Origin of the sequence: Cellulomonas taurus (genome assembly GCF_012931845.1) — a bacterium.
In the GTDB taxonomy this organism is placed as follows: domain Bacteria; phylum Actinomycetota; class Actinomycetes; order Actinomycetales; family Cellulomonadaceae; genus Cellulomonas; species Cellulomonas taurus.
This window is the reverse complement of sequence record NZ_CP051884.1, coordinates 510,579-528,147: the sequence shown is the minus strand read 5'-3', so window position 1 is coordinate 528,147 and position 17,569 is coordinate 510,579. Positions and strand designations below refer to the sequence as shown.

At 71.5% G+C, this 17,569-nt stretch carries 15 protein-coding genes, 1 tRNA gene and 1 pseudogene; 6 read left to right on the top strand and 11 right to left on the bottom strand.

The window, feature by feature from the left end; translation table 11 throughout:
* The first annotated feature begins 159 nt into the window (after positions 1 to 159).
* On the top strand, positions 160 to 2,322 hold the full coding sequence (tkt, locus tag HGK68_RS02425) for a transketolase (RefSeq protein ID WP_169164521.1): 2,163 nt from the start codon (positions 160 to 162) through the stop codon (positions 2,320 to 2,322).
* 100 nt (positions 2,323 to 2,422) lie between these two features.
* A complete protein-coding gene (nrdI, locus tag HGK68_RS02420; protein WP_169164520.1) occupies positions 2,423 to 2,857 on the top strand; it encodes a class Ib ribonucleoside-diphosphate reductase assembly flavoprotein NrdI in 435 nt (144 codons plus the stop codon).
* Between the two features lie 3 nt (positions 2,858 to 2,860).
* Here nrdI and HGK68_RS02415 read toward each other — a convergent pair whose 3' ends face one another.
* Complete coding sequence (locus HGK68_RS02415) at positions 2,861 to 3,457, bottom strand: lytic polysaccharide monooxygenase (protein WP_169164519.1); 597 nt, start codon at positions 3,455 to 3,457, stop codon at positions 2,861 to 2,863.
* Between the two features lie 152 nt (positions 3,458 to 3,609).
* On the opposite strand from HGK68_RS02415, the gene HGK68_RS02410 reads away from it, so the two are divergent.
* Positions 3,610 to 4,689: a DNA polymerase domain-containing protein gene (locus HGK68_RS02410; protein ID WP_169164518.1), complete on the top strand. Its 1,080-nt coding sequence runs from the start codon at positions 3,610 to 3,612 to the stop codon at positions 4,687 to 4,689.
* On the opposite strand, the gene HGK68_RS02405 is transcribed toward HGK68_RS02410, so the two are convergent.
* The 3 genes from HGK68_RS02405 to HGK68_RS02395 all read right to left on the bottom strand — a co-directional run bounded on the left by HGK68_RS02405 (position 4,679) and on the right by HGK68_RS02395 (position 7,246).
* Positions 4,679 to 5,692 (bottom strand): Abi family protein, encoded by a 1,014-nt coding sequence (locus tag HGK68_RS02405; protein WP_169164517.1) that lies wholly within the window; start codon positions 5,690 to 5,692, stop codon positions 4,679 to 4,681. The genes HGK68_RS02410 and HGK68_RS02405 overlap by 11 nt on opposite strands.
* 127 nt (positions 5,693 to 5,819) lie before the next feature.
* Entirely contained in the window at positions 5,820 to 6,644 is an 825-nt protein-coding gene (locus HGK68_RS02400; protein WP_169164516.1) for a sulfurtransferase, read from the bottom strand.
* Between the two features lie 299 nt (positions 6,645 to 6,943).
* Entirely contained in the window at positions 6,944 to 7,246 is a 303-nt protein-coding gene (locus HGK68_RS02395; protein WP_169164515.1) for a hypothetical protein, read from the bottom strand.
* A 50-nt stretch (positions 7,247 to 7,296) separates the two neighbouring features.
* Between HGK68_RS02395 and HGK68_RS02390 the strand changes: the two genes are divergently transcribed.
* Genes HGK68_RS02390 through HGK68_RS02380 form a run of 3 tightly spaced genes read left to right on the top strand, consistent with a single transcriptional unit; the run spans position 7,297 to position 12,844 of the window.
* Complete coding sequence (locus HGK68_RS02390) at positions 7,297 to 8,775, top strand: DUF3375 domain-containing protein (protein ID WP_169164514.1); 1,479 nt, start codon at positions 7,297 to 7,299, stop codon at positions 8,773 to 8,775.
* Complete coding sequence (locus tag HGK68_RS02385) at positions 8,772 to 9,500, top strand: DUF4194 domain-containing protein (protein ID WP_169164513.1); 729 nt, start codon at positions 8,772 to 8,774, stop codon at positions 9,498 to 9,500. Before HGK68_RS02390 ends, HGK68_RS02385 begins: the two co-directional genes overlap by 4 nt.
* Positions 9,497 to 12,844: an ATP-binding protein gene (locus tag HGK68_RS02380; protein WP_169164512.1), complete on the top strand. Its 3,348-nt coding sequence runs from the start codon at positions 9,497 to 9,499 to the stop codon at positions 12,842 to 12,844. Before HGK68_RS02385 ends, HGK68_RS02380 begins: the two co-directional genes overlap by 4 nt.
* A gap of 5 nt (positions 12,845 to 12,849) precedes the next feature.
* Here the strand turns inward: HGK68_RS02380 and HGK68_RS02375 are convergent, their stop codons facing one another.
* The 7 genes and pseudogenes from HGK68_RS02375 to HGK68_RS02345 all read right to left on the bottom strand — a co-directional run bounded on the left by HGK68_RS02375 (position 12,850) and on the right by HGK68_RS02345 (position 17,564).
* Positions 12,850 to 13,386: a hypothetical protein gene (locus HGK68_RS02375; RefSeq protein WP_169164511.1), complete on the bottom strand. Its 537-nt coding sequence runs from the start codon at positions 13,384 to 13,386 to the stop codon at positions 12,850 to 12,852.
* Between the two features lie 41 nt (positions 13,387 to 13,427).
* On the bottom strand, positions 13,428 to 13,691 hold the full coding sequence (locus tag HGK68_RS02370) for a hypothetical protein (RefSeq protein WP_169164510.1): 264 nt from the start codon (positions 13,689 to 13,691) through the stop codon (positions 13,428 to 13,430).
* Between the two features lie 133 nt (positions 13,692 to 13,824).
* Positions 13,825 to 14,526: an Ltp family lipoprotein gene (locus HGK68_RS16005; RefSeq protein ID WP_246260688.1), complete on the bottom strand. Its 702-nt coding sequence runs from the start codon at positions 14,524 to 14,526 to the stop codon at positions 13,825 to 13,827.
* A 252-nt stretch (positions 14,527 to 14,778) separates the two neighbouring features.
* Positions 14,779 to 14,916: pseudogene (locus tag HGK68_RS02360) on the bottom strand (DUF2510 domain-containing protein); the annotation flags it as partial.
* A 48-nt stretch (positions 14,917 to 14,964) separates the two neighbouring features.
* Positions 14,965 to 15,825 carry a CPBP family intramembrane glutamic endopeptidase gene (locus HGK68_RS02355; protein ID WP_169166900.1) on the bottom strand — a complete coding sequence of 287 codons (861 nt, stop codon included), beginning with the start codon at positions 15,823 to 15,825 and terminating at the stop codon, positions 14,965 to 14,967.
* A 71-nt stretch (positions 15,826 to 15,896) separates the two neighbouring features.
* Positions 15,897 to 15,969 (bottom strand) — tRNA-Thr (locus tag HGK68_RS02350).
* Between the two features lie 59 nt (positions 15,970 to 16,028).
* Positions 16,029 to 17,564 carry an alpha/beta hydrolase gene (locus HGK68_RS02345; RefSeq protein WP_246260520.1) on the bottom strand — a complete coding sequence of 512 codons (1,536 nt, stop codon included), beginning with the start codon at positions 17,562 to 17,564 and terminating at the stop codon, positions 16,029 to 16,031.
* Positions 17,565 to 17,569: the final 5 nt, after the last annotated feature.

The following is a 17,569-nucleotide window of genomic DNA, read 5'->3' as shown; positions in this document are numbered from 1 at the left end:
CGGTCAGATCCGTGGACGGGAGGGTCCGAACGTCTGCTTCGCCACAGGCACGGACCGACCCGGGGAGTCTAGGCTCGGTGGCAGTGCCCGAGGCCGGTCGCCACCGGTCCGAGCCCGTCCCCGAGCCCGGGTGCCGCATCCGGGCAGAAATGAGGTGTGGTGAACGCCAAGGCTCCCCTGGCCCAGCAGGTCGGTTGGTCCGAGCTCGACCGCAAGGCCGTCGACACCGTGCGTGTCCTGGCCGCGGACGCCGTGGAGAAGGTCGGCAACGGCCACCCGGGCACCGCGATCAGCCTGGCCCCCGCGGCCTACCTGCTCTACCAGAACGTCATGCGCCACAACCCGGCCGACGCGCACTGGCTGGGCCGTGACCGCTTCATCCTGTCGGCGGGGCACTCCTCGCTGACCCAGTACATCCAGCTGTACCTGTCCGGGTACGGCCTGGAGCTGTCCGACATCGAGGCGCTGCGCACCTGGGGCTCCAAGACCCCGGGCCACCCCGAGTACAAGCACACCAACGGCGTGGAGATCACGACCGGCCCGCTGGGCCAGGGTCTGTCCTCCGCCGTCGGCTTCGCGATGGCCGCCCGCCGCGAGCGCGGCCTGCTCGACCCCGAGGCGGCCCCGGGCACGAGCCCCTTCGACCACTTCGTCTACGTGATCGCCTCCGACGGCGACCTGCAGGAGGGCGTCACCTCCGAGGCGTCCTCGATCGCCGGCACCCAGAAGCTCGGCAACCTGATCGCCCTGTGGGACGACAACCACATCTCGATCGAGGGCGACACTGAGATCGCCTTCACCGAGGACGTCGTCAAGCGGTACGAGGCCTACGGCTGGCACGTGCAGTTCGTGGACTGGACCGAGGGTGGCGACTACACCGAGAACGTCGACGCGCTGTACGCCGCCATCGAGGAGGCGAAGCGGGTCACCGACCGGCCGTCCTTCATCGGGCTGCGCACCATCATCGCCTGGCCGTCCCCGACCAAGCAGAACACCCACGGCTCGCACGGTTCCAAGCTCGGCACCGACGAGGTCCGTGGCCTGAAGGAGGTCCTGGGCTTCGACCCGGAGAAGTCCTTCGACGTCGACCCCGAGGTGATCGCGCACACCCGCAAGGCCATCGACCGCGGTGCCGCCGCGCAGGCCGAGTGGGACAAGGGCTACCAGGCCTGGCGTTCGGCCAACCCGGACCGCGCGAAGCTGCTCGACCGCCTGGTGGCGCACGAGCTGCCCGCCGACTGGGCCGACCAGCTGCCGGTGTTCGAGTCCGGCAAGTCCGTCGCCACCCGCTCCGCCTCCGGCGAGGTGCTGTCGGCGCTGGCCTCGGTGCTGCCGGAGCTGTGGGGCGGCTCGGCCGACCTCGCCGGGTCGAACAACACCACCATGAAGGGCGAGCCGTCCTTCATCCCGGCGGAGCGCTCCACCCACGAGTTCGCCGGTGACGAGTTCGGCCGCACGCTGCACTTCGGCATCCGCGAGCACGCGATGGGCGCGATCCTGTCCGGCATCACGCTGCACGGTCTGACCCGGCCGTACGGTGGCACCTTCTTCACCTTCTCCGACTACATGCGCGGCGCCGTCCGTCTCGCGTCGCTGATGGGCGTCCCGGCGATCTACGTCTGGACCCACGACTCGATCGGTCTGGGCGAGGACGGTCCGACCCACCAGCCGGTGGAGCACCTGACCGCGCTGCGGGCGATCCCGGGCCTGGCCATCGTGCGCCCGGCCGACGCGAACGAGACCGCCCAGGCGTGGAAGGCCACCCTGGAGCGGCACGACGGCCCGGTCGGCCTGGTGCTGACCCGGCAGAACGTGCCGACCTTCCCGCGCGGCGAGCAGGGCTTCGCCTCGGCGGAGGGCGTCGCCAAGGGTGCGTACGTGCTGCTGGAGGCCTCCTCCGGTACCCCGGACGTGATCCTGATCGGCACCGGCTCCGAGGTGCAGCTCGCCGTCGAGGCGCGCGAGCAGCTCGAGGCCGCCGGTGTCGCCACCCGCGTGGTGTCGGCGCCGAGCCTGGAGTGGTTCGACGAGCAGGACGAGGAGTACCGCGAGTCGGTGCTGCCGACGTCCGTCCGCGCCCGGGTGTCGGTCGAGGCCGGTATCGCGATGTCCTGGCACAAGCTGCTGGGTGAGGCCGGTCGCGCGGTGTCGCTGGAGCACTACGGTGCCTCCGCCGACTACCAGACCCTGTACCGCGAGTTCGGCATCACCGCCGAGGCCGTGGTCGCCGCCGCGCACGAGTCGCTGGCCGCAGCCGGTGGCCAGACCCCGACCAGCGAGGGCTCGGCCCCGACCGCGTCGGGTACCGGCGACCAGCAGTGAGCTGACCCGAGGGCCGGATCTCCGCACGGGGATCCGGCCCTCGGCTTGTCCGGGACCAACGTCCTCGTCCGCGCACGATCACCCGAGGTTCGCTGAACGGGTGCGGACGACCCCGGTGTACTACTACTCGAGCGCCAGCGGACTGGTGCGGTCGTTCGCCGAGCGCCTCGACCGGCCGGTGTTCAACCTGGCCGAGCGACAGCACAGGATGAGCCGGGTCGACGGCCCCTGGGTGCTGCTGACCCCGTCGTACAAGACCGGGAACGAGAACAACGACACGATCCCCGAGGCGGTCCGGCGGTTCCTGCGCGATCCGACCAACCGTCGCCGGATGGTCGGGGTGATGGGCTCCGGGAACCGGAACTTCGGGCGGCACTACCAGATGGCGTGTCGGCAGATCGCTGAGCGGTCGGGCCGTCCGGTGCTCTTCGAGTTCGAGATCGCGGGCACCCCGTGGGACGTCACGGAGTGCCGCCGCATCCTGGCCGAGCTGGACGCCGCGCTCGCCGCCGGGCACGACGTCCAGCTCGGCTGAGGGTCACTGGATGTTGACGTCGATCGCGTTGTAGAACGCGTTGGACGTGTTGTCGACCACCCACACCGCGTAGATCACGTGGTAGCCGGTCCGGTCGGCCGGGATGTCCAGGGTGTGCTGCACGCCCTGGACCGGGGCCGCACCGTTGCCCGGCACGGTCTCGATCAGTTCCAGCGACGACCGGGACAGCGGGGCGTTCTGGTTCCAGCCCTGCTTGGTGATGTAGTACTCCCACTTGGTCGTGGCGTGGAACGCGGTGTAGTTCCAGGACACCTTGACCTGGTCGGTGGTCACCTGGTTCTTCACCCAGCGGGTCGAGCTCTGCTGGTCCAGCTCGGAGAACCGGGTGTTGCCGCCGGAGGCCAGGGTGCCGTCGGCCGGTCCCTGCGCCGGGAAGCCCTTCGGTCCCTCGATGCTCTGCGGTTCGTACTGCACGGCGCCCAGGCCGGTGTTGCCCGGCATCGCGGCCCGGGCGATCAGCTGCGAACTGCTGCCGCCGATGTACCCGTGCGACCAGGCGGTCGGTGCCGCGGCGAAGCCGAGTCCCGCGGTGACGGCGACGGCCGCCGCGGCGCTGGTGAGTCGCTGACGTCGATTCATGATGTCCCCCTGCGATTCCGCGGTCGGCCTCGTTACCGACTGCGCGGAGTGACGGTAGTCACAGGGATCGATGACTCGGCCAGGGGTGGCGGGTGCCGGTCGCGCTCCGCACACATCGAGCGCCGGACCCCGCACCGCCCTACCGTGGCGGCATGACGCCCAGTGCCTCCCCCGCGACCGAGATCGAGGTGCGTGGTCGCACGGTCAGGGTCAGCAATCCGCAGAAGGTGTACTTCGCCGAGCGGGGCTACACCAAGCTGGATGTGGTCGAGTACCTGCTCGCCGTCGGCGACGGCATCCTCAACGCGCTGCTGCACCGGCCCACCACCCTGGAGCGGTGGCCGAAGGGCGTCTTCCCCGGAGCCACCCTGTCCACCCGCGCCGACAACCGCGGTGACGCGTTCTTCCAGAAGCGGGTGCCGCAGGGGGCGCCGGAGTACGTCGAGACCGCCCGGATCGTCTTCCCCTCCGGTCGCACCGCCGACGAGGTCAGCCCCACCGAGCTCGCCGTGGTGGTCTGGGCGGCGAACCTCGGCACCCTGACCTTCCACCCGTGGCCGGTCACCGCCGACGACGTGGAGGCGCCGGACCAGCTGCGGATCGACCTGGACCCCCAACCCGGCACCGACTTCACCGACGCCGCCCGGGTCGCGCCGCACGTCCGGGAGATCCTGAGCGAACACGGACTGACCGGGTACCCGAAGACCTCCGGCGGCCGCGGGCTGCACATCTTCGCGCCGATCGAGCCGCGCTGGACCTTCACCCAGTGTCGGCGTGCGGCGATCGCCGTCGGCCGGGAGCTGGAACGTCGGCTGCCAGGACAGGTCACGACCAAGTGGTGGAAGGAGGAGCGTGGCGAGGCGATCTTCGTCGACTACAACCAGATGGCCCGCGACCGCACCATCGCCTCGGCCTACTCCATCCGGCCCAATCTGCGAGCGACCGTCTCCACGCCGTTGCGGTGGGAGGAGGTGGGCGACGTCCATCCCGACGACTTCGACCTGCGCACCGTCCCGGCCCGGTTCGCCGAGGTCGGGGACCTGTTCGCGCCGCTGACCGCCGGTGCGCCGGACCGTGGGTCCCTGGCGGGCCTGCTCGACCTGGCCGACCGGGACGAGCGCGACCACGGGTTGGCCGACCTGCCCTATCCGCCGGAGTATCCCAAGATGCCCGGCGAACCGAAGCGGGTGCAGCCGAGCAAGGACCGCGACCGCGGCACCACTACCGAGTGACGGCTCCGCTCCACATGGGGAGCGTCTCCCAGTTCGACGGGAATCCCATCGAATCCTCAGCGGTGATCAGTGGACGCGCGGATGCCGACAGTCTGATCGATGGGAGCTTGCGCACCTGCGTCTTGAACGCGAGTGGCCACTGGCTGCCGCTCTCGTGACCGCGTAGCGCCGTGGCCAGGACCGCGACAACCGGGTAGAGCTTCTTGGCGGCGGTGCCGACGGGGTAGTAGTGCGACGCCACCAAGTGATCCAGGTCCGGCGCGATACCTGGCGTGCGCACGACGAGGGTGCGCTTGAACGACCGGTTGAACAGCCTCTGGTTGTGCGCGCAGACGTTGCGCAGATCGCACAAGGAGTGCACCCATTTGACGAAGCTGGATGGGTGTCGGATTCCGAACGCTTCGGCTACCGCCCGGCGGTCGTCCACCTTGAGTAGGTCGAAGAGATAGGGCAGGGACCCGAAGTCCAACAGCTCGACCAGCGCCCACACCGGTAGCTGAGGATCACTGCTTCGTGCGCGGTGGTGCACACAGTAGTCCTCGTCGCGACCACGCCTCTCCGCGTTGTCGGCCGTAGCCATCCACGCTTCGAACTTGGTGCCTCCTTTCGCGGAAGACGCGCAGACAGCCCCGTCCAGATGCATGACGTCGCGGTGTGCCAACGGGTCCCGTGCTGCGAGCGCGTGAGCGATCGCCGCACGCAACCGAACTTCGAATTCGAACAATCCGACCAGGCAGACCTGACGGAGTCGTGCGTCGAACTCGACGAGTTGGATCACGTCGTCCAGGCGCGTTCCTGACTGGTAGTCATCCGAGCGGAACGATCTCGCGTCGACGTCGACCCGCTCGGGTGGCAGAGGGCGGCGGAAGGGATACCGGTAACCGCCGAGACGGTGGTAGCCGTGGCGACGCAACGTCGCGCGCGCTCGGATCGGGTCGTCGACGTCCATCCCACGCTGCTGCAGCAGAGCGACCAGCTCATCGTGGGAGCGGAAGGACTTCACCTGATGACCGTACAAAAGAAAACCGGCCCCATGGTGAGAATGAACTCATCAGTGGGGGCCGGTGTCTAGTGACTCAAGGCTACACGAGGAGCCAGCCGGTGTCTGCGCATCAACGACGACGAGCGACTCAGCCCCCGGTCGCCACCGGCCGATCCGGGTCGCTGGACCACTGCGACCAACTGCCCGGGTACAGCACCGGCTCGTACCCGGCCATGGTCAATGCCGCCGCCTGGTGCGCGGCGGTGACCCCGGACCCGCAGTAGACGGCGACCCGGCCACCCGCGGGCGCACCGAGAGCGGCGAACCGCTGGGTCAGAGCGTCGGTGGGCAGGAAGGTGCCGTCGTCGCCGAGGTTCTCCGCGGTGGGCGCACTGACCGCGCCGGGGATGTGTCCGGCGCGGGGGTCGACAGGTTCGACCTCGCCGCGGAACCGCTCACCGGCGCGGGCGTCCAGCAGCAGACCCTCCTGCGGCCAGGCGGCGGCGCCGTCGGCGTCCAGGGTCGGCAGGTGACCGCCGTCGAGTTCGACGTCGCCGAGCGGAGGGTGCACCTGGGTCTGGTCCACCTCGAAGCCACCGGCGGTCCAGGCGGCGAGGCCACCGTCCAGGATGCGCACGTCCTCGACCCCGGCCCAGCGCAGCAGCCACCAGGCGCGGGCGGCGGACATCGACCCCGAGTCGTCGTAGACCACCACCAACTCGCCCTGGCGCAGGCCCCAGGTGCGGGCGGCCCGTTGCAGGGCGGCCGGGTCGGGCAGTGGATGCCGACCACCGGCCGGGCTGGGCGGTGCGGCGAGCTCGGTGTCCAGGTCGACGTAGATCGCCCCGGGGATGTGGCCGGCCCGGTACCCGTCGATCCCCGGCGGGCCGTTCAGCTGCCACCGCACGTCGAGCACCCGGACCCGCGCGAGCTCCTGCGCCAGTGCCTCAGCGGACACGATCACCTCGGACATACCCGCACGCTAGCCCGGCCAACGCCGAGGGGGCAGTACCCGAGCCACATCGCGCCCGGATCGCCTCGAGTTCTGGCCCCTCGGCAGCCGGGGGCGGGCTCGGCGGCGCACCGCACCGCGGGTCGGTCGGCGTCGCCCGGGTAGGTGTCGAGTTCGATAGTTCGGGCCCGAGGTCGGTACCTGAGACAGCGACTTCGGGGCGAAAGTGCCGAACTCGGCGGCGGAGGCGGGCGGCCGGGCCGCGGAGGCGGGCGGCCGGGCCGCGGAGGCGGGCGGCGGAGGCGGGCAGCGGGGCCGGGTCAGGGGATCGGGGTCAGGACCGGGAGCCAGCGGCTCCCCTCGCGGCGGGTGATCACTGAGGCCGGGACGGTCGCGAGCCCGGAGACCTCACCGACCACCCGCCCGGCCACCGAGCGGGCGTGGGCGTCGTCGTCGGCCAGGAAGCGCACCACGATCCGGGCCTCACCGGCCACCACCTCCAGGTCCCGCGCCTCGACCCGGGCCAGCTCGCCCGCCGCGTCGGCAGCGGCGGGCAGCACCTGCTCCGGGGTGGCGCCGGGGCGCAGGCGGCCGACGATCAGGGTCACGCGGTAGGAGCTCACCGCCTCAGGGTGGCACGGGCACCGTCGGGACTTCACTAGGCTGGCCCGCGATGATCACTCGTGCCGAAGGTGCCTACCTGGGCGCCGTCCGGGCGTTCCAGAATCCGATGCTCGACCTGCTGCACAAGCGGCATGCCCCGCTCATCGTCTCCCTGCTGTCGCTGGTCTTCACCGCCGAGCGGCCGACGGTGCCGGTGGACGACGCGCACACGGAGATCGCCGACGCCCTGGACCAGTTGCGTGCCGCCGGACACGGCGACGACCTGCCGACCGGCAGCGCCCGCGATCTGTGCCGCCAGTGGGCCGACGCCGGCTGGCTGGTGCGGCAGGTGCTGGAGGACGAGGTCGAGGTCTACCAGGTGTCGGCGCACGCCGTCGGAGCCCTGGAGGTCGCCGGTCGCGCCGGGGGGACGCGGGCGCGGGTGTCCCAGTCTCGGGTGCGCACCCTGCTGGACGCGGTGGACCGGCTCGCCCAGCACGCCGACCCCGATGTGCTGGTCGCGATGGCCCGGCTGGACGCCGAGATCGCGGAGAAGCAGGCGGAGCTCGCCCGCATCCAGCGCACCGGCACCGTCGAGCAGGTCGGCGAGGAGACCCTGCTGGAGGAGGCCGAGAATCTCCTGCACCTGGTGCGTGAGCTGCCCGGCGACTTCGCCCGGGTGGCCGAGTCGATCAAGGCGATGCAGCGCGATGTGGTGACCGCCCTGCGCCAGGACGAGCGGCCCACCGGCGAGGTGCTGCGGGAGTACCTGGAGCGCGGCGAGCACGTGATGGAGTCAACGGTCGAGGGCCGGGCGTTCGCCGGGGCGCTGCGGCTGATCGGCGACCCGGAGCAGCTCGACGACCTGGCGACCCGGTTGGACGTGGTGCTGCGGCACCCCTTCACCCGTCGGCTGCCCGCGCAGCAGCGCACCGAGCTGAGCGATATCGGCCGCCGGATCGAGCAGGGTCTGGAGCAGGTCTTCGCCGCGCAGCGGGAGGCGTCGTCGGTGATTACCACCCAGGTGCGCAACCACGACCCGCTGCGCGACCGCCAGGTGGACGACCTGCTACGCGACGTGATGACCGGTCTGCAGACCTGGATGCCGGACTCCCGTCGTGGTCAGGCGGTGGAACCGCTGCGGCGCCTGCCGGTGGCGGAGGTGGACCACCTGCGCCAGACCCCGGGTGACCTGCGGCCGCCGCAGCCGCCGGATGCGCTGACCGCCCAGGACGACTCCGAGCCGGACGTCTCGCACGCCGAGGCCCGGGCCTGGGGCGGCCCGCACTATGCCGAACTCGGCGCGTACCTGACCCGCTGGCTGTCCGAGCACACCGACGCCGACAGCGCGGATCTGGCCACAGCGTTCGCAGCGGCACCCGCGCACCTGCGCCGACCGGTGGACCTGCTCGGTCTGCTGGAGATCGCCGAGCAGTTCAGCCCCACCGAGACCGACACGATCGCCTACGTCGAGGCCGTGCGCCCCGACGGCACCCCGCGCCGCTTCGCCTTCGAGGGCGTCACGGTCCGGGCGGAGGACATGAGATGACTGACGCCTTCATCGACACCGTCTCCATGGAGGAGGACCCGGGCGAACTCTTCGCCGGGGACTCCGGCACGCTGGACGCCGACGTGCGCCGGGTGCTGGTGCGCCTGTTGCAGCGCCGGTTCCTGCTGGCCGAGAAGAACGCCGCGCAGTGGAAGACCCTGCTTGCCAACCAGCAGGTGATCGAGTCCCGGCTGCACGACCTGTTCGTGCACCTGGTGGTCGACCACGACCGGGGCATCGCCTACAAGAAGCAGGTGCGCTCGGACGAGCTGGATGTGCCGGTGCTGCTGCGCGACGACGCCTACACCCGCGCCGAGACCCTGGTCCTGGTGCACCTGCGGACGGTGTTCCAGCGCGAGCGGGGTGCCGGCGAGACCTCGGTCCGGGTGGACGTCGAGGAGATCGAGCAGACGGCGCTGACCTACTTCGACCCGACCGGCACCAACCTGGCGACCCGGCAGCGCGAGATCCGCGCGGCGGTGGCCCGCTTGGCGAAGGACGGCCTGATCGAGGAGGCGTCCGAGGGTCGTTACCGGATCACCCCGCTGGTGGAGGTGGTGCTGAGCAACGAGCGCCTGGTCGAGCTGCGCGAGTGGCTGCGCACCCCGGGCGCCGAGGTGGTCGTCGACGAGGACGCGCCGGAACCCGCACCGGAGCCGACGCCGGTCGACGACGTGCCCGAACCGCCGCAGGAGAACGACTTGTTCGAGGAGACCGACCGATGACGATGGTGGACACCCTGTTCGGGCTGATCCCTGCGGCCTCCACCGGTCAGCAGTGGGTGGCCCGTGACCTGCAGCTGGTCAACTGGGGCGGCTACGACGGCCACCACCGGGTGCTGCTGGCCCCCACCGCCACCCTGCTGTCCGGCGGTTCCGGCTCCGGCAAGTCCACCCTGATGGACGCCTACATCGCCCTGCTGATGCCGCACACGACCCCGTTCAACGGGGCGTCCAACGGTGGCGTGGTCGGCCGTCCCCGGGGCAAGGACCAGCGCAACATCCTGTCCTACTCGCGCGGCAAGCTGGACGAGTCGCGCACCGACGAGGGCACCCGGGAGCGGGTGCTGCGCGGTGACGGCAAGGACACCTGGTCGGCGATCGCGATGACCTGGGCGGATCAGGGCGGCCGGGTGTTCACCGCCGTGCGCGCCTGGTACGTGCCGTCGGCCGCCCGGCACCTAGAGGAGGTCACCGCCGTCCGGGCCACCGTTGACGGCGATTACGACCTGAGCACCCTGGAACCGGCCGCCGCCGAGCGGCTGAGCCGCACCGCCGTCACCGCCACCGGGCTGACCGCCTACGACACCGACCGCGAGTTCACCGCCCGGCTGTGGTCCACCCTCGGCATCGGCGCCACCGGTGACGGCAGCCGCGCGGTCGGCCTGCTGGGCCGGATCCAGGCCGGGCAGCAGATCACCACCGTCGATGCGCTGTACAAGGCCATGGTGCTGGAGGAGCCGGGCACCTTCGCCACCGCCGACGCCGTGGTCGAGCAGTTCGACAAGCTCTCCGGCACCCGTGAGCAGATGATCACCGCCCGCCAGCAGGTCAAGGCCCTGGAGCCGATCCGGGAGCTGCGGGAGCGGATCGAGGAGTCGGCCGACCGGCTCCGGGTGATCGCACAGCTCGGCGACGTGGACGCCCCGAACTCCCCCGCCGCGCTCTGGCGGCACGAGCAGCGCCTGGACCTGCTGCGGGACGTCGAGCACGACCTGCAGCAGCGACACCACGGCGCCCAGCGCCAGGTCAGCGAGACCACCGCCCGGGTGGAGGCTGCCCGCGCCGAGCTGGACGGGGTGAAGGAGACGCTGTGGTCCTCCGGCGGCGACCGGCTCGCCACCGCCCAGCGGGAGCACCGCACCGCCGAGGAGCGCCTGGCCCGGGTCGCCGTCGCCCGCACCCGGATCGACCAGATCGTGCGAGACGCCCTGGACCGGGACATCAAGGGCCAGAACGACTACCAGCGGCTGGTCGACCAGGCGCGGGCGGCCCTCGCCGACGGCGACGCCAAGGCCACCGCCCGCCGGGCGCTCGGCGACGCGATGACCGAGAAGAAGGACGCCGCGATCGAGCTGGCCCGGCTGCGGTCGGACCGGGTCGCCGCCACCTCGCACAAGGGCGCGATCCCGAGCGAGCTGCTGCACGCCCGCGCCGCACTGGCCGAGGCGGCCGGGATGACCCCCGAGCAGCTGCCGTTCGTCGCCGAGCTGATCGAGGTCCGTGCCGAGCACGAGCCGTGGCGGGAGGCGTTCAACCTGGCACTGGGCGGCTTCGCGACCCAGCTGCTGCTGGACATGGCCGATCTGCGCCGATTCCGGGACGCCATCGACGGCGTGCAGCTCGGGCGACGCCTCCGGTTCGAGGGCGTGCCCACCGACCTGCACACCGACGTGGCCCTGGACCCGCGCACCCTGCCCGGCCGGCTCGACTTCAAGTCCGGCGCGTTCACCGGCTGGCTGCGCACCGAGCTCGCCAACCGCTTCGCCTACGTCTGCGTGGACACCACCGGCGAGCTGTCCCAGCACCGCAAGGCCCTCACCCGCACCGGTCAGACCTCCGAGGGCAGCCGCGGTGCGCACGGTGGTGGTGGCCGGGCCAACCTGCTCGGCTTCAGCAACACCCGTCGTCTGGCGCAGCTGGACCGGGAGATCGAGGCCGCCCAGCGCCGGTTGCTGCTGGCCGAGCAGCAGGTCGAGTCCGCCGATGCCGGCCTGGACCAACAGGACGCGGAGCTGGAGGCCTACCGGGCCGTCGACGCGACCAGCTGGGACGAGGTCGACACCGACACCGCCGAGGCCGACCGCGACCGCTGGGCCCAGGTGATCGAGGACGTCACCGCCGGGAACCCCGAAGTCACCGCCTTGCAGGCCCGCGCCGCCGAGTTGGAGGCGCAGATCCGGTCGCTCAGCGACCAGCTCGGCAGGGCCAAGGGCGACACCGAGCAGATCGCCGACACCTGGTCCGCGGTCACCGACGACGTGGACGCCACCCAGCGCGCACTGGACGATGCCCTGGACGCCGAGGTGACCGTCGCCGACGACCAGCGCGCCTACCTGGACGCCCTGCTCGGCACCCCGGACGACCAGCCGCCGAGCACGCCACGTGCCGCCCTGGACGCCTTCGACACCCGTGCCGCCCGGGCCACCGAGCTGCTGCGCACCGACCGGCAGGTGGCCGAGCAGGGCATCGGCACCGCCCGGGACACCCTGCGCCGGATCTTCGAGACCTTCGTCGAGCGCTGGCCGGACCCGAACCTCGGCACCGACCCGGACGGCGCCTTCGCCGACTTCGACCGCATCCTCACCGAGTTGGAGACCTCCGGGCTGCACGAGCTGGAGGCCGACTGGCGCAAGAGCCTGCTCCGGTTGTCCGGCAACGACCTCACCGACCTCTACAACGCCCTGTCCCGGTCGGTGCGGGAGATCAAGGAACGCATCCGCCCGGTCAACGACATCCTCGCCGTGCTGCCCTTCGCCGACGACGACCACCGGCTGCGGATCGACGCCCGGGACACCCAGTCCACCGTGGTCGCCCGGTTCCGCAAGGAGCTGCGCGACCTCCGGGACGAACTGGCCACCGAGGCCACCGACGAGGAGCGCGAGCGCCGCTACACCCGGATGGCGCGGGTGATCGACCGGATCCGGCGCACCGCACCCGACTTCGCCGACCTGGTCGACGTCCGCCGGCACGTCCGGCTCTCGGCGGAGAAGGTCGACCTGGAGGGCAACCACGTCGCGCTGTACGACCACATCGGGGAGAAGTCCGGTGGTGAGTCGCAGGAGCTGGTCGCGTTCATCGTCGGCGCCGCCCTGCGCTACCAGCTCGGCGACGCCGGTGCCGACCGGCCGCGCTACGCGCCGGTGTTCCTGGACGAGGCGCTGATCAAGGCGGATGCCCGGTTCACCGGCCGCGCGATCAACGCCTGGCGCGGGCTCGGCTTCCAGCTGGTCATCGGCGCCCCGAACGACAAGTTCAGCGCACTGGAGCCGCATGTCGACCTGGAGTACATCGTGATCAAGGATGCCACCGGGCGGTCGCGGACCAAGGCGGTCGTCGGGGTGGAGTGACCGTCCTACCGCGGGTCGCCCGCGCTCGCCTCGTCCCGCGCGTTCCGACCTCGGCAGCGCGGGCACACCTTCATCCCCGCGATCCGGGCCCGCTCCCGCGGCGTCATCTCCTCCGGGACCAGCACCCGGTCCCCGCACAGTCCCCGACCGTCGGCACCGGCGACGATGTGCGCCCAGTGCGAGGGGAAGCGGTAGCTGTACACCCGGCCCGGGATGCGCAGCTCGTGGTCGTCGGTGGTCGGCAGGTCGTCGCGCTGGGCGATCTCGGCGTCCACCCCGATGTACCCGGACTTGTTCGGCGCACCCTGTCCGGAGCCGAGCCGGGTGCGGTCGCAGGCGTGCAACACGACGAAGGGCTGCGTCGCCGGTGCGTCGATCAGGCCGCCGTGGATCACACCGCGGGTGCCGTGGAAGTACCAGCGCTCCTGCTCCGGGATCTGCTGGTCGGTCAGCTCCACGGCGGTGAACCGGCGACTGCGGGTGTCGTAGCAGTCCACGACGACGGTGGCGGCATCACAGCGGGGGCAGGGCTCGGAGCGCACGCTCCATCCTCCTACACGCCGACCGGCCGGTCCGCGGGCGGTTACAGGTCGATGTGCCGGAAGGTGTGAATGTCCTCGACGAAGCGCTCACCGCGCTGGGGACGCTGGGAGAAGTACAGGACCAGACCGGCGATGATCGCGGCGGGCCCCAACGTGAAGCCCGCTGGCGCGAACCCCTCCGACACCGGGATGCCGAAGAAGAACTGCGGCAGGGACGCGAGGACCAGCACGGTCCCCACACCCAGGCACCACAGGGCGGGCGTGCGGTAGGGACGCTTCTGGGGGCGTCGCAGTCCTCGGGCCATTCCCGCACGATAGCGACGCCCGCACCGCGGAGCGACTGCGGGGGCCACGTCCACCAGCGGTTCACCGGAGCCCGTCGCGCCGATCATGCGGCGTGGCAGCGGCGGCTGGGTTCGGAGCGCACGCTCCGCCCTCCTACAGCCCGGTGGTGCTCACCCCATACTCGGCCTGCTCCGGCGTGAATCCATCGCCATATTCGCTGGTCAGCTGGTCCAGCAGACCTTGCCGCGAGAACGAGGTGAAGCCCAGGTATGACGCGGCGGCCTCGGCAGCCTCCGCATTCCAGTCGACGCCGCCCTCGGCTTCCAGCCGGGCCACAGCGAACTCGGCGTCCTCCGGCGGGTAGCCATCGCCGTACTCACTGGTGAGCTGATCGATCAAACCGGCGCGGGAGAAGGAGGTGAAGCTCAGGTACGACTGCGCCGCCTGATAGGCGTTCTGCTGGGAGACCGTCCCCTTGGCTGCCTCGGCCGCTGCCGCGGCGGCATCCGCCTCCGCCTGAGCCGCCGCGGCGGCTGCCTCCTCCGCGGCCCGGTCCACCACGGTGAGCATCACCTGGCTCTTCGGGTCCACCGACTGCCCGCCGGAGGGTGCCTGCGACTCGACCTCACCGGCGTCGCCGATGGTGCCCACCGTGAGCCCGGCCGCCTCGATCGCAGCGGTCGCGTCGGCGAGCGACATCCCGACCACGTCGGGCACCTCGATCGTGTCCGACGTCTCGCGGTCGACCGCGGTGGTCGGCGCACCGTCACCGCGCGACGCTGCGTCGTCGGAGCCACCGCTCAGCCCGGCTGCCACCCCGACGACCACGAAGAACGCGATCACACTGGCGGTCACGATGAACCAGGTCCGGCGGAAGAGCGGCTTCTTCGTCGGTTGCTCGATCCCGGGGTACTGACCCGGGATTCCGCGCTGCGCCGGTTCGAAGCGCGGTGCCTCCGGGAAAGCGGCTGTCTGCTGCCCCTGTGGCCCCTCGGTTTGTGCGTGATGCGGTGCGCTCGGGGCCTGGTCGTGCGGCGGCCGAGCGGGCGCACCTCCTGCGGTCGGACCGGCAGCTGGCAGCGGTCGGGCGTGCTCGGTCCAGCGCGAGCCATCCCACCAGCGGAGCTGCGTGGGCGACTGCGGATCGGGATACCAACCGGGCACGGGAGAGGTCACTCGCGCACGGTAGGCACGGGAGGGAGCGCGACGGGGTCGAACCGTTCCTCCCGTACCGATATCACCCATTCAGCCCTGAGTGACCACCGGCATCGGACGGACCGCGCACTCTCTCCATCACCCCGCCGTGCCGGACACCAGCTCGACCACCACCTGCCACCCGTTCACGATCAGGTGCGCGACCACGATCGCCGCCAGGTTCCGGTACCGCCACCACAGCACACCGACGAACACCCCGAACGACCCCTGCGCCACGATCACCCGCGCCACGTCCACCAGCGGTTCACCGGAGCCGTGCGAACCGAGGTGCATCAGCGCGAAGGCCAACGAGGCCAGCGCGATCCCCGGCGCGGCACCGAGCCCGGCCTCCAGCCGGGTCTGCAACCACCGCCGGTAGAACAGCTCCTCGCCGAGCCCGGCGGTGATGGCCGTCGCGGTCGCGCTGATCACCAGCATCGTCGGGTCGATGTCGGACAGGTCGTGGCGGGGATTCCACGGCGCGACCTGGGACAGCAGCGTCCACACCAGGATCACCACGGCGGGCGCCCACCACCGCCACGCGGCGCGGAGCCGCTCGATCCGGACGCCCCGGACGACCGCGACGACGACCCCCGGCACGAGCATGAACAGCACGAGCTTCACCAGCACGTACCACTCCGAGCCACCCAGATCGAGCAGGCCGACGACGAGCGGGAACGCCACTGCCAATCCGAGCAGCACGGCGGTGGAGGCGGTGAACCGGCGCCGGTCGGCGACCTCGGCCGGCATCGCGGTGCGACGGCGTGGGAGCACCAGGGTCAGCGCGATGCCGACCACCGGGGGCAGCAGCACCACCCACCACGGCACCACCGGCGCCCCCGGGTCGGAGGACACCGGAGCTCCCTCCGGCATCACGGTCAGCACGATCACCAGCGCGGCGAGCGCGAGTGCGGCGCAGAGGGCGAGGACCCCATGGCCCGGGCGGCGGAGCGACGTCATCGGCACCCGGCCAGTATGTCGGGTGCACGACGAAGGCCCGGGATCGTGATGATCCCGGGCCTTCGCGCCTGAGCCGCCTAAGGGAATCGAACCCTTGACCTTCTCATTACGAGTGAGACGCTCTGCCGACTGAGCTAAGGCGGCGTCGTCCAGCAGGACGAGCGGCCCCACTCTACCTGGCGGGCGGGCGCTGCTCCAAAGCGTCAGCAGCGCGTGCCCTCGGCGGGCACGGTGCCGTCGATCAGGTAAGCGTCCACGGTGTCGAGGATGCAGGCGTTGGACCGGCCGTAGGCGGTGTGGCCCTCGCCCTCGTAGGTCAGCAGGGTGGCGGAGTCGCCGAGGGTCTGGGTGAGGGACTCGGCCCAGGCGTAGGGGGTGGCCGGGTCGTTGGTGGTGCCGATGACGACGATGGGCGCGGCGTCGGTGGCGGTGTAGGAGTCCAGGCCGCCGGCCTCGGGGACCGGCCAGTCGGCGCAGAGCACGCCGCCGTAGCCGAAGAAGCGGCCGACGGTGGGGGCGGCTGCCTCGATCTCGGCGGCGTCGGTGCGCATCTGGGCGATGTCGGTGGTGGCACGGTCGTCGGCGCAGCCGATCGCCCAGAACGCGACGGTGGAGTTGGTGGTGTAGGTGCCGTCGGCGTCACGGTCGTAGTAGAGGTCGGCGAGCTGCAGCAGGACCGAGCCGTCGCCGTTGCTGATCGCGTCCCGCAGGCCCATCGTGAGGTAGGGCCAGCTGGTCTCGTCGTAGAGCGGGAGCGCGATGCCGCTGAACGCGAGGGAGCCGGTCAGCGGGCGCTGGGCGTCCTGGGTCGGCAGCGGGCTGGCGATGGCCTGGTCCAGCATGGTCCGGATCTGGGCGAGGCCCTCGTCCGGGGTGCCGGTGAGCGGGCAGTTGGTGCCGGTCTGGCAGTCGGTGACGTAGGCGCGCAGGGCGTTCTCGAAGCCGACCGCCTGACCGAGGGACAGCGCCTGCGAGGACAGGGTCGGGTCGACGGCGCCGTCCAGCACCAGGCGGCCGACCTGCTGCGGGAACAGGGCCGCGTAGGTGGCACCGAGCTGGGTGCCGTAGGAGTAGCCGACGTAGGTCAGGGTGTCGTCGCCGACCACGGCACGGATCACGTCCATGTCCTTGGCGGCGCTGACGGTGTCGACGTGCTCCAGCAGCGGCCCGGTGCCGTCCAGGCAGCCCTCGCCGAGCTTCGCGTAGGCGGCCTCGGCCTGCGCCACGCCGTCGTCGGTGCTGAAGTCGTAGTCGGCGGACACCAGGGTGTCCATCTCGCTGTCGGAGACGCAGGAGACGGCGGTCGACTGTCCGACGCCGCGCGGGTCGAAGCCGATCAGGTCGTACCGGTCGACGACCTCGTCGCCGAACCGGCCGAGCGCGATGGAGGACAGCGCGTCGATGCCGGAACCACCGGGGCCACCGGGGTTGATCAGGAGCGAACCGAGCTTGTCGCCGGTGGCGGCGTGCCGATTGACCGCGATGTCGATCGTGTCGCCGCCCGGGTCCGACCAGTCGAGCGGCACCGTGACGGTGGCGCACTCCAGGTCACCGCAGGTGGACCAGTCGACGTCCTGGCCGTAGATGGCGTCGGCGCCGTCCGGCACCGAGGTAGGGACGACGGCGGGGGCCGTGGGGGCGGTGTCGGTGTCGCCGCCGGCACCGCAGGCGCCGAGGCCCAGCACGGCGACGGTGGCGAGGGCCAGGGTTCGGACGGTCTGGTGGCGCACGGAAGTCACCGGGT

Excerpts from the sequence above, each read along its gene's own strand:
- HGK68_RS02415 (WP_169164519.1), bottom strand. The coding sequence starts at position 3,457 with ATGAATCGACGTCAGCGACTCACCAGCGCCGCGGCGGCCGTCGCCGTC.
- HGK68_RS02410 (WP_169164518.1), top strand. The coding sequence starts at position 3,610 with ATGACGCCCAGTGCCTCCCCCGCGACCGAGATCGAGGTGCGTGGTCGC.
- HGK68_RS02400 (WP_169164516.1), bottom strand. The coding sequence starts at position 6,644 with ATGTCCGAGGTGATCGTGTCCGCTGAGGCACTGGCGCAGGAGCTCGCG.
- HGK68_RS02390 (WP_169164514.1), top strand. The coding sequence starts at position 7,297 with ATGATCACTCGTGCCGAAGGTGCCTACCTGGGCGCCGTCCGGGCGTTC.
- HGK68_RS02385 (WP_169164513.1), top strand. The coding sequence starts at position 8,772 with ATGACTGACGCCTTCATCGACACCGTCTCCATGGAGGAGGACCCGGGC.
- HGK68_RS02380 (WP_169164512.1), top strand. The coding sequence starts at position 9,497 with ATGACGATGGTGGACACCCTGTTCGGGCTGATCCCTGCGGCCTCCACC.
- HGK68_RS02370 (WP_169164510.1), bottom strand. The coding sequence starts at position 13,691 with ATGGCCCGAGGACTGCGACGCCCCCAGAAGCGTCCCTACCGCACGCCC.
- HGK68_RS02355 (WP_169166900.1), bottom strand. The coding sequence starts at position 15,825 with ATGACGTCGCTCCGCCGCCCGGGCCATGGGGTCCTCGCCCTCTGCGCC.